Genomic DNA, 18,290 nt, shown 5'->3' on the forward strand with positions numbered 1-18,290 from the left:
AGCGCGTTGCGCGGCGGCGCATGCCCCGCGTAGATTGCCTTCATGATCCCTTCCACGTCCGCCGCCCGCGCATCCGTGCCGGCCGTGCCACCGGCTGCCGGCGACGACGCGCGGGTGCCGGACTACGTCGCTGAACTCGAACGAGCTGCGCATTACCTCAATGACGAGCAGCGCGCGGTGCTCAGGCGGGCGTGGTCGGTCGGCGCCGCCGCGCATGCCGGCCAGACACGGAAGTCCGGCGAGCCGTACATCACGCATCCGGTCGCAGTGGCCAAGGTGCTGGCCGACCAGGGCCTGGATGTTGAGACGCTGATCGCGGCGATCCTGCACGACACCCTCGAGGACACGCCGCTCACGCACGAGCAGCTCGTCAGCGAGTTCGGTGCCACGGTCGCCGAACTTGTTGACGGCGTCACCAAGCTCGACAAGCTGCACTTCCGCGATCGTCAGGAAGCCGCGGCCGAAAGCTTCCGCAAGATGCTGCTCGCGATGTCGCGCGATCTGCGCGTCATCCTGATCAAGCTTGCCGACCGCCTGCACAACATGCGCACGCTCGGCGCGCAGAGCATGGAGGCGCGCCACCGCATCGCGCGCGAGACGCTGGAGATCTATGCGCCGATCGCGCAGCGGCTCGGCATGAACCTGATCAAGGCCGAACTGCAGGACCTCGGCTTCCGCGCGCTGCACCCGTGGCGCCATGCAGTCATCGAAAAACGCATTCGCACACAGCCGGTGGTGCGGCGCGAATCACTGGTGCAGATCGAGGCGAACCTCGCCCAGCGCCTGGCGAAGGAAAAGCTCAACCATCGGCTGATCAGCCGGGTGAAGTCGCCCTGGAGCATCTATTCGAAGATGCGCGCCGAGCACAAGAACTTCACACAGGTGATGGACGTGTTCGGTTATCGGGTCGTCGTGCGTTCGGTGCCTGATTGCTATCACGCGCTCGGCGTCGTGCATGCGGCGTACAAGCCGCTGGATTCGCGGTTCCGCGACTTCATCGCGATCCCGAAGGCGAACGGCTACCAGTCGTTGCACACGGTGCTGTTCGGCCCCTACGGCTCGCCGGTCGAAGTGCAAATTCGCACCGAGGAAATGGACCTGGTCGCCGAGCGCGGCATCGCGGCGCACTGGTCGTACAAGCACGGCGGCGAAGGACCGAACAGCGCCCAGAGCCGTGCGCATCACTGGATCAACGGGCTCGTCGAATCACAGCGTTCGACCGGCTCATCGCTGGAGTTCCTCGAGAACGTCAAGGTCGACCTGTTCCCCGACGAGGTCTACCTGTTCACGCCGAAGGGCGACATCCTGTCGCTGCCCCGCAACGCGACTGCACTGGATTTCGCGTATGCGGTGCATACCGACATCGGCAACCATGCCGTGACTGCGCGCGTCGATGGGCGCCTGGTCCCGCTGCGTACCAAACTCTCGAGCGGCCAGCGCGTCGACATCATCACTGCGAAGGCATCGCTGCCGAAGCCGCAGTGGCTGGAGTTCGTGGTGTCGGGCAAGGCGCGCACCGCGATCCGGCAGCAGCTCAAGCAGCTCGAACATGAGGACGCGGTCCAGCTCGGTCACCGCATGCTCGACCGTGCGCTCGAGGTGCTTGACACGTCGATCGAGCGGCTGCCGGCCGCGCGGCTGGATGCGTATCTGCACGAGCATCGCTATCCGCGCCTCGAGGCGCTGCTGGCCGACATCGCGCTCGGCAACCGCATGCCGCAGCAGGTCGCTTCGACCCTGGTACGCGAAGCGGCGGGGCGGCAGCGCATCGTTGCTTCAGGCCTGCCGGAGGACAAGATCCTCATCACCGGCGCCGAGCGCGGCGTGGTGAGCTTCGCGAACTGCTGCCTGCCGGTGCCCGGCGATGAAATCATGGGCTACCACACGGCCGGCCGGGGCGTGGTGGTGCATCGCCTCGAATGTCCGAACGTCGCCGACTACCGCAAGTCGCCCGACCGTTGGGTGGCGATCGGCTGGGACCGCGAGGTGCGCGGCGATTTCGGCGCGGCGCTGCGCGTCGAGCTCGACAATCGCCCCGGTGCGCTTGCGCAGGTGGCGGCCGCGATCGCCGAGGCCGGTTCCAACATCGACCGCGTCGAATATCTCGAGCGCGACACGAACCTGGCAGTGCTGCGCTTTGCGATCGAGGTGGGCGACCGCCGCCACCTCGCCGACGTGCTGCGGCGGGTGCGCCGACTGGGCGTCGTGCTCGGCGTACAGCGCATCTGATTCAAGGTGTGCGGCCCGGGCGGCCCATGCGCCGGGCCGGCGTGTCGCGCCGCATGAGCCGGTGGCCTGTACGATTCACGTCCCTTCCCACGTCCAGACCCGCATGGCCCAGATCATCCACACCGACCGCGCCCCGGCCGCCATTGGTCCATACTCGCAGGCCGTCCGCGCCGGCAACACCGTCTATTTTTCCGGCCAGATCGCGCTCCACCCGGAAAGCGGCGCGCTGGTCGAAGGCGACGCCGCTGTGCAGGCGCGGCAGGCGTTCGACAACCTGCGTGCGGTCGCAGAGGCAGCTGGGGGTTCACTCGCGCAGATCGTTCGGCTCGGCCTGTACCTGACCGACCTCGGCGAGTTCGGCGCGGTCAATGCAGTCATGGCCGAGTACTTCCAGGCACCGTATCCGGCCCGCTCGACGATCGAAGTCGCTGGCCTGCCGCGCGGCGCGGCGTTCGAGGTCGATGCGGTCATGGTGCTCGACTGAGCCTGCGATGCCGCGCCCGCGTCCCGCACCTGCGCTTGCGGCGCTCGGTGAGACCCCGCTGACGACGCTGCCGGGCTGCGGCCCGAAAGTCGCCGAAAAGCTCGCTGCGCGTGGCCTCGTCACGCTGCAGGATCTGTGGCTGCAGCTGCCCCGGCAGTACGAAGACCGCACACGGATCACGCCGATCCGCGCCCTGCAGCCCGGGGTCGCCGCCCAGGTCGAAGGCCGCGTGGAAGCCGTCGAGCGCGGTTTCCGCTATCGCCCGACCCTGCGCGTGGCGATCGTCGACGATTCACGCTCGACGCTGGTGCTGCGCTTTTTTCATTTCCGTGCCGCGCAGGTCTCGCAGTTCCAGCCCGGTGTAAGGCTGCGGTGCTACGGCACGCCCCGGCCGGGCCAGAACGGTCTTGAAATCGTGCACCCAAGTTATCGGGTGCTCGACGACGACGAAGGCAGCGAGCTCGGCAACGCGCTTGATCCGGTCTATCCGACGATTGAAGGCCTGGGGCCGGCTTCGCTGCGCCGGCTGATCGGCCTTGCGCTGGATCGCCTGCCCGGCGACGACGCGCTCGAACTGCTGCCGTCCGACCTGCGCATCCGCTTGCGACTTCCTTCGCTGCGCGAGGCGCTGCTGACCGTGCACCGCCCCCCGGCCGATGCCGACGTGGGTGCGCTGCTGGCCGGCACGCATCCGGCGCAGCGCCGCCTCGTCATCGAGGAACTGCTCGCCCATCACCTGAGCCTGCGGCGCCAGCGCCTGGCCCAGCAGTCGTACGCGGCGCACGCGCTGTCCGACACCGCGCTGGCGCAGCGCCTGCGCGCGGCCTTGCCGTTCGCGCTCACCGGCGCGCAGGAGCGCGTGTTCGACGAGATCCTCGCGGACCTGCGCCGGCCGCAGCCGATGCTGCGGCTCGTGCAGGGCGATGTCGGATCGGGCAAAACGGTCGTGGCCGCGCTCGCCGCGACGCTTGCGGTGGCGGCTGGCCGGCAGGCCGCACTGATGGCGCCGACCGAACTCCTCGCCGAGCAGCATCTGAACAACCTGCGCGCATGGCTCGAGCCGCTCGGGGTGCGTGTGGCGTGGCTGGCCGGCAAGGTCACAGGTCGCGCGCGAGCGAAAGCGCTTGCCGAGGTCGCGGAAGGCGATGCGCAGCTTGTTGTCGGCACGCATGCGCTGATGCAGGAGGGCGTGGTATTCCGCGACCTCGCGCTTGCGATCGTCGACGAGCAGCACCGGTTCGGCGTGCATCAGCGGCTGGCGCTGCGCGACAAGGGCGCCGGCGGCGTGGTCGGCGCGGAGTCGGTGGTCCCGCATCAGCTCGTAATGACCGCCACGCCGATCCCACGCACGCTCGCGATGGCGGCCTATGCCGACCTGGACCTGTCGGCAATCGACGAGCTGCCGCCCGGCCGCACGCCGGTGCAGACCGTGGCACTCAGCGCCGAGCGCCGCCCCGAACTCGTCGAACGCATCCGGCGCGCGTGCGCCGAAGGCCGCCAGGCCTATTGGGTCTGCACGCTGATCGAGGAAAGCGAGGAGCCCGGCAAGCCCGGGCAGGGCCGCGGCATGCGCATCGAGGCGCAGGCCGCGCAGACCACGTTCGAAGCACTGTCGAGCCAGCTGCCGGGCCTGCGGGTCGGGCTCGTGCACGGCCGGCTCAAGCCCGCTGAAAAGCAGGCGGTGATGCGCGCATTCAAGGATGGCGAGATCGACCTGCTCGTGGCGACCACGGTGATCGAAGTCGGCGTCGACGTGCCGAACGCATCACTGATGATCATCGAAAACGCCGAACGCCTCGGCCTTGCGCAGCTGCACCAGTTGCGTGGACGCGTGGGGCGGGGCAGTGCGGTGTCGAGCTGCGTGCTGCTGTACCAGTCACCGCTCTCGCAGTTGGCGCGCGAGCGTCTGGAGACGATGCGCGAAACCAACGACGGCTTCGTGATCGCCGAGAAAGACCTCGAGCTGCGCGGCCCGGGCGAGTTGCTCGGCACGCGCCAGACCGGCCTGGCCGGATTCCGACTGGCCGACCTGGGGCGCGATGCGGACCTGCTGCCGCAGGTGCACGAGGCCGCCGACCAGTTACTCGCAACCTCGCCCGTGATCGCCGAGCGCATCGTCGAGCGCTGGATCGGCAGTGCAACACGTTACGCATCGGCCTGATTGTCGGGTGCGACAGGTTCCCGGTCGTCGTATCGCCGAGTGCACGGGTGCAGCATTCATAATCATCCGATGACTTCGACCACTCCTCTTCTGATCGATACCGATCCCGGCGTCGATGACGCCCTCGCCCTGCTGATGGCGTTCAACGACCCACGCCATTCGGTCGTGGGACTCACCGTTGCCGCGGGCAACGTCGGGCTGCGGCACACCGTCGCGAACGCGCTCAAGCTCTGCGAGGTCGCTGGCGTCGACGTGCCGGTTTTCGCCGGATGCGCATCGCCGTTGTTGCACCCCGCACGCGATGCCGCCTACGTGCACGGGCAGGACGGCTTCGGCGACGTCGGCTACGCGCCGGCGGTACGCGGCGCCGAAGCCGAGCACGCCGCGCTTGCGATCCTTCGTCTGTCGCACGAGCACGCCGGACAACTGCTGCTGGTTGCCCTGGGGCCGCTGACCAACATCGCGCTCGCGCTCAGGCTCGATCCGACGCTGCCGCAGCGCATCGCGCGCATCGTGGTCATGGGCGGCGCCGTCAGCGCCCACGGCAACATCACCGCCGCGGCCGAATTCAACATCGCGTTCGATCCGGAAGCGGCGCACATCGTGTTCTCGGCGTTTCCCAAGATCGAGCTGGTCGACTGGGAAGCCGTGATCGCGCATGGCCTGCTGCACACGCAGGTGGACGAGTGGCTGCGTGCGGACAGCCCCCGCGCCCGCTTCTACGACGACATCTCGCGGCAGACGCGGGCGTGGTCAGCCGAGCGGCGGGGCGAACGCTGGCACTCGGCTGACGCACTAGCGATGGCTTATGCGCTTGCGCCGGGCGGGACGCTCAAGCTGGTCGAGCGACCGGTCGTGGTCGAGCTCGACGGACGCCACACGCGTGGCGCCACCGTGGTCGACTGGCAGCGGCAGATGGGCGGGCACGACAACGCGGCCATCCTCATGCGCTACGAGCAGGTCCGTTTCGAGCGGATGATCCAGGCGGCGCTCGCCGCCTGCTGACGGGCTTGCGTAGTCCGCAACCTGGCAGCTATACTGCCGCGCTTTCCCCGCAGACGATTGGTGAGTGCCATGAAGGCCGGCATCCATCCCGAATACCGCGACGTCATCTTCCAGGACGTCACCACCGATTTCCAGTTCCGCACCCGCTCGACCCTTGGCAGCAAGGAATCGATCAAGTGGGAGGACGGGCAGGAATACCCGCTGATCAAGGTCGACATCTCGTCTGCGTCGCACCCGTTCTACACGGGCAAGCAGAAGCTGCTCGATACCAGCGGCCGCGTGGACAAGTTCCGCAAGCGTTACGCGCAGAAATAATTCCGCCGGCATCGCCGACCGGATTGCGAACGGCCGCCCTTGGGCGGCCGTTTTGCATTTCTAGGCACGAGCGCCGGATGCGCCGCCATACGCCGATGGTCCAGTGCCGCAGCCGGGTCCGTACGGCACCGTTGTGCGATAATTGTGCGACGCGGCATCCGGCTTTTCGGACCGCGGTCTTGTCCCCCTTCCATGCCGCGGCCCACTCACGGCATGCCGACTGAGGAGTGCCCCGTGTCCGTTTCCGATCTTTCCACGCTGCAGCAGGCCACGCTTACTGCCGGTGACCGCGACGTCAGCCTGCCCGTGCAGCACCCGACCGTGGGCGCGCCCTGTATCGATATCGCCAAGCTCCCGAAGGAAACCGGCTGCTTCACCTACGACCCGGGCTTCACTGCGACCGCGAGCTGCAAGTCGGCCATCACCTACATCGACGGCGACGAGGGCGTGCTGCTTTACCGTGGCTACCCGATCGAGCAGCTGGCCGAGAAGTCGAGCTTTCTCGAAGTCGCGTACCTGCTGATGAATGGCGAACTGCCGACGACGGAGCAGTTCGCGTCGTTCGAGCACGAGGTCACGCATCACACGATGATGCACGAGGCCTTCAAGAGCTTCATCGGCGGTTTCCGCCACGATGCTCATCCGATGGCGATGCTGGTCGGCATGCTCGGCTCGATGGCGAGCTTCTATCACAACGACCTCAACCTCGACGATCCCGAGCAGCGTCGCCTGGCCGCGATCCGACTGATCGCGAAGGTCCCGACGATCGCTGCCGCCTGTCACCGTCATTCGATCGGCTGGCCGATCCGTTATCCGCGCAACAACCTCGAGTACACCACGCGCTTCCTGCACATGATGAAGGAAGTGCCGAGCGAGCCGCTCGAGCTCAATCCGGTTGCCGCGAAGGCGATGGATCTTCTCTTCATCCTGCATGCGGACCACGAGCAGAACGCGTCGACCTCGACCGTGCGTCTGGTCGGTTCGACCGGCGCGAACCCGTACGTCTGCGTCGCCTCGGGCGTCGCGGCGCTGTGGGGGCCGGCGCACGGCGGTGCGAACGAAGCCGTGCTGAAGATGCTCGCCGAGATCGGCCGCCCGGAAAACGTGAAGTCCGCGGTCGACAAGGCGAAGGACAAGAACTCCGGCTTCCGACTGATGGGCTTCGGCCACCGCGTCTACAAGAACTACGATCCGCGTGCAGCGCTGGTCCGGAAGATGACGCACGAGGTGCTCGGTGCGCTCGGCGTCAACGATCCGCTGCTCGACGTGGCGATGAAGCTCGAGGAGGCAGCGCTGCAGGACGAGTACTTCGTGCAGCGCAAGCTTTACCCGAACGTCGATTTCTACTCGGGCATCATCTACAAGGCGCTCGGGATCCCGGTCGAGATGTTCACGGTGATGTTCGCGATCGCGCGCACCGCCGGCTGGGTCTCGCACTGGCTCGAGCAGCAGAACGATCCGGAAAACAAGATCGGTCGCCCGCGTCAGATCTACACCGGCGCGACGACGCGCGACTACGTCGGCATCGACCAGCGCTGAACCTTGCAGCGCATCGGGTCCGATGCAGCCCCGAAGCCGCGGCAGGTCCGCGGCTTCGTCGTTTTCAAATGGCTGGTCTACGCGTTGCTCGCCATCGATGTGGGGCTCTACGCCACGCAGGGCACGGCGACCGAAATGGTCGACACCGCCGCGTGGCTCGTGCTGCTGCTCTTGTTTGAATGGGAGACCGGTGGCTGGCCGTTGCGGCCACGCACGAGGCGCGCCCTGCACGCGGTGCGGCTGCTCGCCTCGGCCGCGATTGTCTGGGCGTGCCGGGACTACGCGTTGCAGCGCGAATGGCTGGACTTCGCGAACGCACTGACGTGGCTCGCCGTCGTGTTCGCGCTGGAGCTTGAAGTTCGGGTTGCAGCGACACGGATCGGTTTCCACCGCGTCCGGCGCGCAATCACCTGGATGCTCTACGCCGCGCTCGGCGGCTTCATCGTCGCCTGGCTCTGGCAGGCACAGGGGCAAGTGGCCGGGGCCTGGCTCGATGCCTGGGATGCGAGCCTCTGGCTGGCGGCATTTATCGCGATCGAACTCAACGTGTTCGCGCTCGGTGCGGCGAACGATCGCACCCATCGCGTCCGCAACGGCTGATCCCGCTCGCAGCGTCGACCGCTGGATGATGCGCCGCGCCGCTGCGCGCCCCCAAATGGCTGCGGAAATGCTCGGAGCCAGGAACTCGAAGCTGCGCACCGCCCTTAGCGGCGCAGTTCGTAGCTTTGGATCTCCGCCTCGGCTAGCAGCTGGCGTAGCTGCGCCGCAGACGCGCGACGCATCGGTTTTTCATCCACTGCGGCAAGGGGCGCTTGGCGCAGGATGTCGAGCGGCAGGACGGTCAGGTCGAATGTCAGGCCTTCGGCGCTGAAGACCCACACCGGGAAATCCGCTTCGCGTTCGCGATCCAGCCGTAGGCGTCGGCTCCGCAGCACGGCCGGTATGCGGTGTTCGTCAAGGAAGCGGCTGACCGCGTCGGCATCGTCGCAGTGCAGATGCAGCGAGACTGCCGTGTGTGCATCCGCCGTGCCGTCGAGCACGGCGCCGACCAGGCGTGGCTCAAATGCGGAGAAGAACGTGACCGCCCGCAGCGCGGCCTCGCGGCATTGCTGGGTCAGCGTGTCGCCATCCTTCTGAAACAGGCGCTGGTACTCGCGCAGCGCGTCCTCGATTTCGCGGTTGCGCGGCAGCGACGCGTCGTCGTGGATGCCGAGTCGCTCGGCCGCTTTGAGCTTGGCCTGGTGGTAATCGCGCAAGCCGCCTTCGGCCATCAATCGGGCCGCCTCGTGGGCGAGGCGATGGCGGCGTTCTCGGGTGCGGGTCTGCGCGTGCTGCGCGTGGCGGGCGTGGCGGTGCATGGAACCTCCGCAGCGGACGCGACACCGACGGTTATCCGTCGTGGCCGGCCGTAGCGACCGGCACCGGCACGCTACCACGCATGAGGTGAACGGTTATTGCGGCCCGGATCGCGTACCGGGCCGCCCTTTACGCGGCGGTCGAGAAACCGCGCGGCAGTGTGGTCAGAAGATGTCGAACGATTCCTCGGACGGAACCTCGTTGCCATCGATGCCGTAATCGATCTGGCTTTCCATGCGTTCGAGGTCCTCGGCCTTCACCCATTCGATCACGCCGCCCGTTCCTTCCGGGATCAGCGTGCCGTTGGGCGCGACCGCGACCTTGACCATGCCGGCCGGCGGCTCGTTTGGAACGATCGGCTGGTCCTTGAGCGCGACGCGCATGTAATCGATCCAGATCGGCAGCGCCGCCTTGCCGCCGTACTCGCGATAGCCGAGCGACTTGAAGTCGTCGCGACCCACCCAGACCGTCGTGACGAGCGGGCCACCGGCGCCGGAGAACCACGCGTCGCGATGCTCGTTCGTCGAGCCCGTCTTGCCACCGATGTCCTCGCGTTCGAGCACCTTGGCCGCCGTGCCCGTGCCGCGCTGCACGACGTCGCGCAGCATCGACGTCATCTGGTACGCAATGCGTTCGTCGATCGCGCGCGGCGCAAGCTTGACGTTTGCGGGCAGCGTGGGCTTCGGCGCCACGGTGGCAACCGGAGCCGCCTTGGCCGCGTCCGCTGCCGGTGCGGTCGTCTGGCCCGGAGCCGGGCCCAGATCGAACCCGGCGACCTCGGTCGTCGGGGCGGGGGCCTGGCCGCCGGCCGCGGTCGCGGTGCCGCCACAGCCGTGGCAGCCCTGGGCCGGCGTTTCCTTGAACAGGCGTGCGCCGTCGCGGTCTTTCACCTCGTCGATGAAGTACGGCGTGATGCGGAAGCCGCCATTCGCGAACACCGCGTAGCCGCGTGCAACCGACAGCGGCGTTAGCGATGCGGTGCCGAGCGACATCGACAGGTTCGGCGGCAGCTGCTCGGGCTCGAAGCCGAAGTGGCTGATGAACTTGCGCGCATAGTCGACGCCGATCGCATCGAGCAGACGCACCGACACGAGGTTTCGCGACTGCACCATCGCTTCGCGGATCCGCATCGGGCCGGCGAAGTTGCCGGTGTCGTTTTGCGGGCGCCACAGGTGGCCGCGGCGATCCTTGAACACGACCGGTGCGTCGAGCACGATCGACGCCGGATTGAAGCCGCGTTCGAACGAGGCCGCATACAGGAACGGCTTGAAGCTCGAACCCGGCTGGCGGCGTGCCTGCGTTGCGCGGTTGAACTTGTTCCCCGCGAAGCTGTAGCCGCCCGACAGGGCACGCAGCGCGCCGGTCATCGCTTCAAGCGAGACCAGCGTCGCCTGCGCCTGCGGCAACTGGTCGAGGCGGTAGCGCGGCGGATCTTCGCGCTCGGGCTCTTCGCCGGCCTTGGCCTCCTCACCGGGCTTCGTCTCGACCTTGATCTGCCGCACGCGAACCATGTCGCCGCGCTTGAGCGTGGCCGGGCTCTTGCTGCCCCAGCCCTGGTTCGCCCCGAGTTCAATCTCGCGCCCGTCGCCCAGCACGAGGTTCGCGCGGCCATCGCCGGTGCCGAGCACGATGGCCGGCAGCAGTTCGCCCTGGGCGGGGATCGGACGCAGGCGGCGCGCGGCAGTCGCTGCGTCCTCGTCAGCTGCAAGGTCGAACTGCTGCTCGACGCCGTGCCAGCCGCGGCGCTGGTCATACACATGCAGCCCGTCGCGCACGGCCTTGTCTGCTGCGACCTGCATGACGGGATCGATCGTCGTGGTGACGTGGTAGCCCTTGGTCAGTGCTTCCGGACCATAGCGCGCGATCATCTCCTGCCGCGCCATCTCGGCGACATACGGCGCGTAGACCTGTACCGGGCGCTCGTGCGGCTTGGCATGCATCGCGACGGCCTTTGACTGCGCGGCCTCCGCTGCGCTTACGAAGCCCAGTTCGGCCATGCGATCGAGGATGTAATCGCGGCGAAGCTTCGCGCGTTCGGGATTGCTGAGCGGATTGCCACTCGATGGAAACTTCGGAATGCCGGCAAGCGAAGCCATCTCGTCGAGGTCGAGCTCGCTCATCTTCTTGCCGTAATAGAACTCGGCGGCGGCGGCCACGCCGTAGGCGCGGTTACCGAAGAAGCTCTTGTTGAGGTACAGCTCGAAGATCTCGTCCTTGCTGAGCTCGCGCTCCATCCGCATCGCGAGCAGCATCTCCGCGAGCTTGCGCGTATAGCTGTATTCCGAGCTCAGGAAGAACTGGCGCGCGACCTGCTGGGTGATCGTCGAACCGCCCGGCACGCGCTTGGCGTCGGTGGTCGCGAGCAGCCACACCGCGCGGCCGATGCCCTTGTAGTCGATGCCGTGGTGATCGTAGAAGCGCGCATCCTCGATCGCGATGAATGCCTGCTTCAGTCGCTCGGGCACCTCTTCGATATCGACCGGGTAGCGACGTGTCTCGCCGAACAGTGCCATCAGGCGACCGTCGCGCGCGTATACGTACATCGGCTCCTGCATCTCGACGTTGCGAAGCGCTTCGACGTCGGGAAGCTTGGGAGCGATCAGGAAATACAGCGTGCCGAGCGCAAGCACTCCGAGCAGGGTCAGGCCGGCAAGCGCGTACAGCGCACCGCGCAGCAGGCGGCGGAAACGAGGCATCGAAGCGGATTCCGATTGCATGAGTCGGGGGCGTGGAGTATAGAGCCCGGCGACGCGGTGCGGCCGGGCGGGGGAAGGGGCGAGTCAGCGTCTGTGCAAGGGTGTGAGCACCGTCGCGTCGCGGCGGGAAAGTGACGCTCCGCGGCAGCCCAAACGGCGTTTTTGGCTAGCCGGTCACGAAGCGAAGGTTGCCAGCCTGTGAAAAGTCCGTTATCAAAGCACTGCTGCACAAAGTGCGCGTAAGCACTTGTGGCTGGGGAGAAAAAGCGTGGGGATCATCACAAAAAGCCAGCCGCCGCTGGTCGGTGTCGACATCAGCTCGACCGCGGTAAAGCTGCTTCAGCTTGCGCGCGTCGGCAACCGCTACCGCGTCGAGCATTACGCGGTCGAATCACTGCCGCCGAACGCGGTGGTGGAAAAGCAGATTGCCGAGGTTGAGGTCGTGGGCGAGGCGATCAAGCGCGCCCTGTCTCGATCGGGCTCGCGCGCCAAGTTTGGCGCCGCGGCCGTCGCTGGCGCGTCGGTCATCACCAAGATGATCCCGATGCCCGCCGAACTCGGCGACGACGAACTCGAGGCCCAGGTCGAACTGGAAGCCACGAACTACATTCCGTACCCGATCGAGGAGGTCAACCTCGATTTCGAGGTGATCGGCCCGATGCCGAACGCGCCGGAGTCTGTCCAGGTGCTGCTGGCTGCATCGCGATCGGAGAATGTCGAGATGCGTGCGTCCGCGCTGGAGATCGGCGGGTTGACGCCGCGCGTCGTCGACGTCGAGGCGTTTGCGATCGAGAACGCGTTCGCGCTGCTCGCCGACCAGCTCAACACGCCGAAGGATGGCCTCGTGGCGCTGGTGGATTCCGGCGCGACGATGACCACGCTCAACGTGCTGCGCAACGGGCGCAGCCTGTACACGCGTGAGCAGGTGTTCGGCGGCAAGCAGCTGACCGACGAGATCATGCGCCGCTATGGCCTGAGCTACGAGGAGGCCGGACTCGCCAAACGCCAGGGCGGTTTGCCGGAGAGCTACCAGTTCGAAGTGCTCGAGCCGTTCAAGGAGGCGATGGTCCAGCAGATCAGCCGCCTGCTGCAGTTCTTCTATGCCGGTAGCGAGTTCAACCGTGTCGATCAGATCGTGGTCGCCGGCGGCAGCGCCGCGATTCCGGGCCTCGCGCAGTTGGTCGAAGAGCAGCTCGGCATTGCGACGATGATCGCCAACCCGCTCGCGCAGATGACGCTGGGGCCGCGCGTGCAGGCGCAGGCGCTCGCGCAGGACGCGCCCGCGCTGCTGATCGCCTGTGGCCTGGCCCTGAGGAGCTTCGACTGATGGCACGCATCAACCTGCTCCCGTGGCGCGCCGAGCGGCGCAAGCAGCGCCAGAAAGAGTTCGGGATCATGCTCGGCGTCGCGGCCGCGGCCGCGCTCGGCGTGAGCCTGCTGATCTCGAGCTTCTATAACGCCCAGATCGAAGGCCAGAACGAGCGCAATGCCTACCTGAGGACGCAGATCGAATCGGTCCAGAAGGAGATCGACGAGATCAAGCTGCTCGACGAGAAGCGCGCAAAGCTGCTCGCCCGCAAGGAAGTCATCGAGAGCCTGCAGGCCGACCGGTCGCAGATGGTCCACCTGTTCGATTCGCTGGTGCGCACGATCCCCGACGGGGTGGTGCTGACGTCGGTCAAGCAGGACGACAAGACGCTGACGTTGGAAGGGCGCTCGCAGTCGAACGCGCGCGTGAGTACCTACCTGCGCAACCTCGAAGGCTCGGGTTGGATGAGCCGCCCGGAGCTTTCGATCATCGAGGCGAAGGGTAGCGACAAGGGCCTGCCGTACGAGTTCAAGCTGCAGGTGCAGCTGGCGAACCCGAACGGAGCGAAGGAGGGGGGCGAAGGCGATCCGGCTACGCCGGCAGCGGACTCAGCGCCGGTTGCAGTGCCCGGTGCATCGGCAGAGGTCCAGCCACAAGCAGCTGCGACGGCGCCCGCGCCTGCTGCCGCACCGGCTCCGGCTCCGGCCGCGTCGGTCCCGACTGTCCCGCCCGCCACGGATTCCGCACCTGCCGGGCTTGATTCGCCGTCGAAAGCGCCGGCAATCGAAGGAGCCGCGTCATGAGCGCGAAAAAGAGCATCAATCTCAAAGAACTCGACATCAACAACATCGGGGCTTGGCCGCGACAGGCGCAGATCGGCTTCGCTGCGATCGTTGCGCTCGTGATCATCGGCCTGTGGTGGTACCTGTTCATCAGCGACAAGCGCACCGAGCTTGAGGACCTGGAGCGGCAGGAAACCGACCTGCGCGCCGAGTTCGAGACCAAGCAGGGGCGCGCCGCAAACCTCGAGCCGCTGAAGCTGCAGCTTGCGCAGATGGAGCAGCAGTTGCAGCAGATGCTGCGCCAGCTGCCGAGCAAGAACGAGATGCCCGATCTGATCGTCGACATCTCGCAGACCGCGCTGGCTACGGGCATCACGAATGAGCTGTTCCAGCCCGGTCCTGAAGAGCCCAAGGAGTTCTACGCCGAGAAGCCGATCGCGCTGCGCATGGTGGGTTCGTATCACCAGTTCGGCGGCTTTGTTTCCGGCGTGGCGTCGCTGCCGCGCGTAGTAATCATGACGATGCATGACATCCAGCTGAAGCCGCGCGGTGAAAGCAAGACCGGCGAAGGCATCACCGTCAATGCGCCGCTGGAGCTGTCGGGCACCGTGAAGACCTATCGCTACCTCGACGAGGAAGAAGTGGCAGCGCAGCAGCCGGCCGCCGAAGGCGCCACGAAGCCGGAAGGGGGCAACTGATATGGGCAATGCTTCCAACCGCATGACGCGCACCAGCATCGCGCTGCTGACACTCGCGATCGCACTGTCGGGCTGTGCGCGTGACATCACCAGCACGCCCGGCGACGCGCCGAATCTCGAGTCGTGGATCGCCGAGGTCAAGGCACGCCCGGCTCCGCCGCTGGATCCGTTGCCGGTGATGCAGCAGTTCGAGACGTTTGAATATTCCGCGCAGTCGCTGCGCGATCCGTTCAGCAACGCATTTACCGATGAGGGCGCTGCCAGTGGGCCGCGCCCCGATTCGACCCGGCGCAAGCAGGTGCTCGAGCAGTTCCCGCTCGACAGCCTGGACATGGTGGGCACGCTCGGAAAAGGCAGTGGCCTGATCGCACTGGTGATGGCACCCGACAAGGTGACCTACCGCGTGCGGCCGGGTGCGTACATGGGGCAGTCCGACGGCCGTGTCACCTCGGTGTACGAGGACCGGATCGAACTGGTGGAACTGGTGCCGGACGGCGCTGGCGGTTGGCTGGAACGCCCGGCCACGCTGGCGCTCGAAGATTAATGATTGGGGATAGCAAGATGACCGTATTTAATGCAAAGCGCACGCGGCCGGCATTGCTGCTCCGCACCGGGGGCGTCGGCCTCGCCATCGGCCTGGTCGCCGCGAGCAGCGCCGTCAGCGCGGGCGCTCCTGCGGCCGGCGGCAGGTTCGTGCCGACGTTCGTCGCGCAGGTCGCGCCGGCTGCCAGCCTCGATCCCGCCAAGCAGCTGCCGGGCACCGTCGCGGTGTCGGACATCGACTTCAAGCGCGGTGACGGCGGCGCGGGTCGACTGATCCTGCGCTTCAGTGGCGAGGGGGCGACTCCGGACCTGCGCCAGCAGGGTTCGAACATCGTCATCAGCGTCGCGAACGCGGAGCTGCCCGACAGCCTGCGCCAACAGCTCAACGTGGCCGACTTCGCCACGCCGGTACAGCGCATCGACGCCCGTACTTCGAGTGCCGGCGCCCAACTGATGCTCGCGGTAGACGGCGAATACGAGTCGATGGCGTACCAGACCGGACGCGAGTACATCGTCGAGATTTTACCGAAGGCACGCACGGCCGGCCGCACGAACCCGGCGGCCACGGGCGCCGCTGCGGCTCAGGCGAACGCGGCCGCCGCGCCGGGCCGCCCGTACAGCGGCAAGCCGGTGACATTCAACTTCCAAGACGTGCCGGTACGTACGGTGCTGCAGCTGGTGGCCGAGGAGTCGGGCCTGAACCTCGTGGCCAGCGACACCGTGCAGGGCAACGTGACGCTGCGGCTGGTGAACGTGCCGTGGGACCAGGCACTCGACATCGTGCTGCAGGCCAAGGGCCTCGACAAGCGCCGCAGCGGCAACGTGGTCTGGGTCGCGCCGCAGCCGGAACTCGCGAAGTATGAGCAGGACCGCGAGGACGCACGGATCGCGCTGGAAAACCGCGTCGATCTGGTGACTGAATACGTGCAGATCAACTACCACAACGCGACGCAGATCTTCAAAGCGCTGACCGAGGCGAAGGGCATGGGTGGCGGCGGTGGTGCGGGCAGCCCGGCCGGAGGTTCGAACCTCGATAACGGCTTCCTGTCACCTCGCGGCCGCATGGTGGCCGACGAGCGCACAAACACGCTGATGATCAGTGATATCCCCAAGAAGATCACACAGATGAAGGAACTCATCCGCGTGATTGACCGTCCGGTCGACCAGGTAATCATCGAAGCGCGCGTGGTCGTGGCGAACGAGACCTTTGCACGCGAGCTGGGCGCGAAGTTCGGCATCAATGGCGCAACCGGTTCGCCGGGCGATCGTAGCTCGCTAGGCTTCGGTGGCACTGCCGCTGCGTCGTCTGCGAATGCACTGGCGCGGCAGGAGGGGGTGCTCACCGGTGAGCGACAGGAGCTCGCCCGCGATCTGATCACGAACCTCGGCGTCACGAACGCGGCCGGCGCGCTCGGCCTGTCGATCCTCAACGCGGGCTACCTGCTCGACCTCGAGCTGTCGGCAATGCAGACCGAAGGCCGTGGCGAAGTGGTCTCCAATCCGCGCGTCGTCACCAGCAACCAGCGCGAGGCCGTGATCAGCCAGGGCCAGGAAGTTGGCTACGTGACGGTCCAGCCGGCGGCTGTCGGTGGCGTGGCGACCCCGAGCGTTCAGTTCAAGGAAGTGCTGCTACAGCTGCGCGTCACCCCGACGATCACCGGCGACGGTCGCGTCTTCCTGAACATGAACATCAAGAAGGACGAGGTTGAAGGCTTCGTCGATACGTCGATCGGCGACGTGCCGATCATCGGCAAGAGCGAGGTCAACACCGCGGTGCTGATCGAGGACGGGCAGACCGTGGTGGTCGGCGGCGTCTACGAGTTCAACAGCCGCGAGGACGTGTCGAAGGTGCCGTTCCTCGCCGACATCCCGTTCCTTGGCGTACTGTTCAAGAACAAGTCCAAGATCAAGCAAAAGGCCGAGCTGCTGATCATGGTGACCCCGAAGGTGCTGCACGTCGCGCAGCGCAACTGACCGCCGCCCGGCAGGCCTGTCCTGCGACGGAAACGAACAACGGGGCCGCTGGCCCCGTTGTTCGTCGTGGCGCCGCGGTTTCAGGCGCTCGTGAACCTTCCTCACGCGCACGCGGTCAGAATCGGTCCGAGCCAGCCACGGGATCGACATGGACCGAGCCGACACCGCACCCACGCCGACGCCGGAATCCGGACCGGATACCTCATCCACGCTGCAGCGCCGCTTCGCCGGGCTGCGCGAGGCGCTATCGGCGCAGATCGTCGGGCAGGCCGCGCTCGTCGAGCGGCTGCTGATCGCACTGCTGGCCGACGGCCACCTGCTGGTCGAAGGCGCGCCGGGTCTGGCGAAGACGACCGCGATCCGGGCGCTCGCCGATGGCCTGGAGGCCGACTTCGCCCGGATCCAGTTCACGCCCGACCTGCTGCCGGCCGACCTGACCGGTACCGATGTGTGGCGGCCGCAGGAGGGGCGGTTCGAGTTCCAGCCCGGCCCGGTCTTCCACCCGGTGCTGCTGGCCGACGAGATCAACCGCGCACCGGCGAAGGTGCAGTCCGCGCTGCTCGAGGCGATGGGCGAACGCCAGGTCACGGTCGGCCGCGCGACGTACCCGCTGCCGGCGCTGTTTCTCGTAATGGCGACGCAGAACCCGATCGAGCAGGAGGGCACGTTCCCGCTGCCGGAAGCCCAGCTCGACCGTTTCCTGATGCATGTGCGGATCGGGTACCCCGCGGCCGGGGCCGAAACCGAGATCCTGCGGCTGGCTCGGGACCGGGCGCGTCAGGGAGCGGCCGTATCGGCGCGGCCGGCGTCGCGGCTGTCGGTCGATGAAGTGTTCGCTGCTCGCGCCGCCGTGCTTGCGCTGCACCTGGCGCCTGCGGTCGAGCGCTACATCGTCGAAATCGTGCTCGCCACGCGCGACGCTTCGCCATACGACAAGGCGCTTGCCGGTCGCATCGCCTGGGGCGCGAGCCCGCGTGGTTCGATCGCGCTGGAGCGCTGCGCCCGCGCCCATGCCTGGCTGGCGGGGCGTGACTATGTCACCCCGGACGACGTGCGTGCGATCGCGCCCGATGTGCTGCGCCACCGCGTGTTGCCGGGCTTCGAGGCGACCGCGGAAGGCTGGGATGGCGACCGCCTGGTCCAGGCGCTGTTGCGCCAGGTGCCGCTGCCTTGAGCGCGGTGAGCGTGCGCGGGGCGTG

At 67.1% G+C, this 18,290-nt stretch carries 15 protein-coding genes; 13 read left to right on the forward strand and 2 right to left on the reverse strand.

Going from position 1 to position 18,290, the window contains the following annotated elements; genetic code table 11:
- Positions 1 to 42: 42 nt before the first annotated feature.
- The 7 genes from ACFFGH_RS03880 (at position 43) to ACFFGH_RS03910 (ending at position 8,333) form a co-directional block, all read left to right on the forward strand.
- The gene (locus ACFFGH_RS03880; RefSeq protein WP_386664969.1) at positions 43 to 2,229 is read left to right on the forward strand and encodes a RelA/SpoT family protein; all 2,187 of its coding nucleotides are present in this window, start codon (positions 43 to 45) and stop codon (positions 2,227 to 2,229) included.
- Positions 2,230 to 2,332: 103 nt separating this feature from the next.
- Positions 2,333 to 2,713 carry a RidA family protein gene (locus ACFFGH_RS03885; RefSeq protein WP_386664971.1) on the forward strand — a complete coding sequence of 127 codons (381 nt, stop codon included), beginning with the start codon at positions 2,333 to 2,335 and terminating at the stop codon, positions 2,711 to 2,713.
- A 7-nt stretch (positions 2,714 to 2,720) separates the two neighbouring features.
- Positions 2,721 to 4,874 (forward strand): ATP-dependent DNA helicase RecG, encoded by a 2,154-nt coding sequence (recG, locus tag ACFFGH_RS03890; RefSeq protein ID WP_386664972.1) that lies wholly within the window; start codon positions 2,721 to 2,723, stop codon positions 4,872 to 4,874.
- 69 nt (positions 4,875 to 4,943) lie between these two features.
- Positions 4,944 to 5,879 carry a nucleoside hydrolase gene (locus tag ACFFGH_RS03895; RefSeq protein WP_386664974.1) on the forward strand — a complete coding sequence of 312 codons (936 nt, stop codon included), beginning with the start codon at positions 4,944 to 4,946 and terminating at the stop codon, positions 5,877 to 5,879.
- Positions 5,880 to 5,948: 69 nt separating this feature from the next.
- Positions 5,949 to 6,194, forward strand: coding sequence for a type B 50S ribosomal protein L31 (locus tag ACFFGH_RS03900; protein WP_386664975.1), 246 nt, complete (start codon positions 5,949 to 5,951; stop codon positions 6,192 to 6,194).
- Positions 6,195 to 6,407: 213 nt separating this feature from the next.
- On the forward strand, positions 6,408 to 7,733 hold the full coding sequence (locus ACFFGH_RS03905; protein ID WP_386667333.1) for a citrate synthase: 1,326 nt from the start codon (positions 6,408 to 6,410) through the stop codon (positions 7,731 to 7,733).
- A 3-nt stretch (positions 7,734 to 7,736) separates the two neighbouring features.
- Positions 7,737 to 8,333, forward strand: a complete 597-nt coding sequence (locus ACFFGH_RS03910; protein WP_386664977.1) for a hypothetical protein — start codon at positions 7,737 to 7,739, stop codon at positions 8,331 to 8,333.
- 104 nt (positions 8,334 to 8,437) lie between these two features.
- Here ACFFGH_RS03910 and ACFFGH_RS03915 read toward each other — a convergent pair whose 3' ends face one another.
- Entirely contained in the window at positions 8,438 to 9,091 is a 654-nt protein-coding gene (locus ACFFGH_RS03915; RefSeq protein WP_386664979.1) for a hypothetical protein, read from the reverse strand.
- A gap of 162 nt (positions 9,092 to 9,253) precedes the next feature.
- Complete coding sequence (locus ACFFGH_RS03920; RefSeq protein ID WP_386664980.1) at positions 9,254 to 11,785, reverse strand: penicillin-binding protein 1A; 2,532 nt, start codon at positions 11,783 to 11,785, stop codon at positions 9,254 to 9,256.
- A 268-nt stretch (positions 11,786 to 12,053) separates the two neighbouring features.
- On the opposite strand from ACFFGH_RS03920, the gene ACFFGH_RS03925 reads away from it, so the two are divergent.
- The 6 genes from ACFFGH_RS03925 (at position 12,054) to ACFFGH_RS03950 (ending at position 18,265) form a co-directional block, all read left to right on the forward strand.
- Positions 12,054 to 13,112 (forward strand): pilus assembly protein PilM, encoded by a 1,059-nt coding sequence (locus tag ACFFGH_RS03925; protein ID WP_386664981.1) that lies wholly within the window; start codon positions 12,054 to 12,056, stop codon positions 13,110 to 13,112.
- The gene (locus tag ACFFGH_RS03930) at positions 13,112 to 13,897 is read left to right on the forward strand and encodes a PilN domain-containing protein (protein ID WP_386664982.1); all 786 of its coding nucleotides are present in this window, start codon (positions 13,112 to 13,114) and stop codon (positions 13,895 to 13,897) included. The genes ACFFGH_RS03925 and ACFFGH_RS03930 overlap by 1 nt, the downstream gene beginning before the upstream one ends.
- A complete protein-coding gene (locus tag ACFFGH_RS03935; RefSeq protein WP_386664983.1) occupies positions 13,894 to 14,574 on the forward strand; it encodes a type IV pilus inner membrane component PilO in 681 nt (226 codons plus the stop codon). The genes ACFFGH_RS03930 and ACFFGH_RS03935 overlap by 4 nt, the downstream gene beginning before the upstream one ends.
- A gap of 22 nt (positions 14,575 to 14,596) precedes the next feature.
- Complete coding sequence (locus ACFFGH_RS03940) at positions 14,597 to 15,118, forward strand: pilus assembly protein PilP (protein ID WP_386664985.1); 522 nt, start codon at positions 14,597 to 14,599, stop codon at positions 15,116 to 15,118.
- Positions 15,119 to 15,135: 17 nt separating this feature from the next.
- Positions 15,136 to 17,091 (forward strand): type IV pilus secretin PilQ, encoded by a 1,956-nt coding sequence (locus ACFFGH_RS03945; RefSeq protein WP_386664986.1) that lies wholly within the window; start codon positions 15,136 to 15,138, stop codon positions 17,089 to 17,091.
- A 148-nt stretch (positions 17,092 to 17,239) separates the two neighbouring features.
- The gene (locus ACFFGH_RS03950; protein ID WP_386664987.1) at positions 17,240 to 18,265 is read left to right on the forward strand and encodes an AAA family ATPase; all 1,026 of its coding nucleotides are present in this window, start codon (positions 17,240 to 17,242) and stop codon (positions 18,263 to 18,265) included.
- Positions 18,266 to 18,290 lie beyond the last annotated feature (25 nt).

It is taken from the genome of Lysobacter korlensis (genome assembly GCF_042434515.1).

Bases quoted from the DNA above. Each gene is read 5' to 3' on its own strand.
- ACFFGH_RS03905 (WP_386667333.1), top strand. From the start codon at position 6,408: ATGCCGACTGAGGAGTGCCCCGTGTCCGTTTCCGATCTTTCCACGCTG.
- ACFFGH_RS03945 (WP_386664986.1), top strand. From the start codon at position 15,136: ATGACCGTATTTAATGCAAAGCGCACGCGGCCGGCATTGCTGCTCCGC.
- recG (WP_386664972.1), top strand. From the start codon at position 2,721: ATGCCGCGCCCGCGTCCCGCACCTGCGCTTGCGGCGCTCGGTGAGACC.
- ACFFGH_RS03930 (WP_386664982.1), top strand. From the start codon at position 13,112: ATGGCACGCATCAACCTGCTCCCGTGGCGCGCCGAGCGGCGCAAGCAG.
- ACFFGH_RS03950 (WP_386664987.1), top strand. From the start codon at position 17,240: ATGGACCGAGCCGACACCGCACCCACGCCGACGCCGGAATCCGGACCG.
- ACFFGH_RS03940 (WP_386664985.1), top strand. From the start codon at position 14,597: ATGACGCGCACCAGCATCGCGCTGCTGACACTCGCGATCGCACTGTCG.
- ACFFGH_RS03885 (WP_386664971.1), top strand. From the start codon at position 2,333: ATGGCCCAGATCATCCACACCGACCGCGCCCCGGCCGCCATTGGTCCA.
- ACFFGH_RS03880 (WP_386664969.1), top strand. From the start codon at position 43: ATGATCCCTTCCACGTCCGCCGCCCGCGCATCCGTGCCGGCCGTGCCA.
- ACFFGH_RS03895 (WP_386664974.1), top strand. From the start codon at position 4,944: ATGACTTCGACCACTCCTCTTCTGATCGATACCGATCCCGGCGTCGAT.
- ACFFGH_RS03900 (WP_386664975.1), top strand. From the start codon at position 5,949: ATGAAGGCCGGCATCCATCCCGAATACCGCGACGTCATCTTCCAGGAC.
- ACFFGH_RS03915 (WP_386664979.1), bottom strand. From the start codon at position 9,091: ATGCACCGCCACGCCCGCCACGCGCAGCACGCGCAGACCCGCACCCGA.
- ACFFGH_RS03920 (WP_386664980.1), bottom strand. From the start codon at position 11,785: ATGCCTCGTTTCCGCCGCCTGCTGCGCGGTGCGCTGTACGCGCTTGCC.
- ACFFGH_RS03935 (WP_386664983.1), top strand. From the start codon at position 13,894: ATGAGCGCGAAAAAGAGCATCAATCTCAAAGAACTCGACATCAACAAC.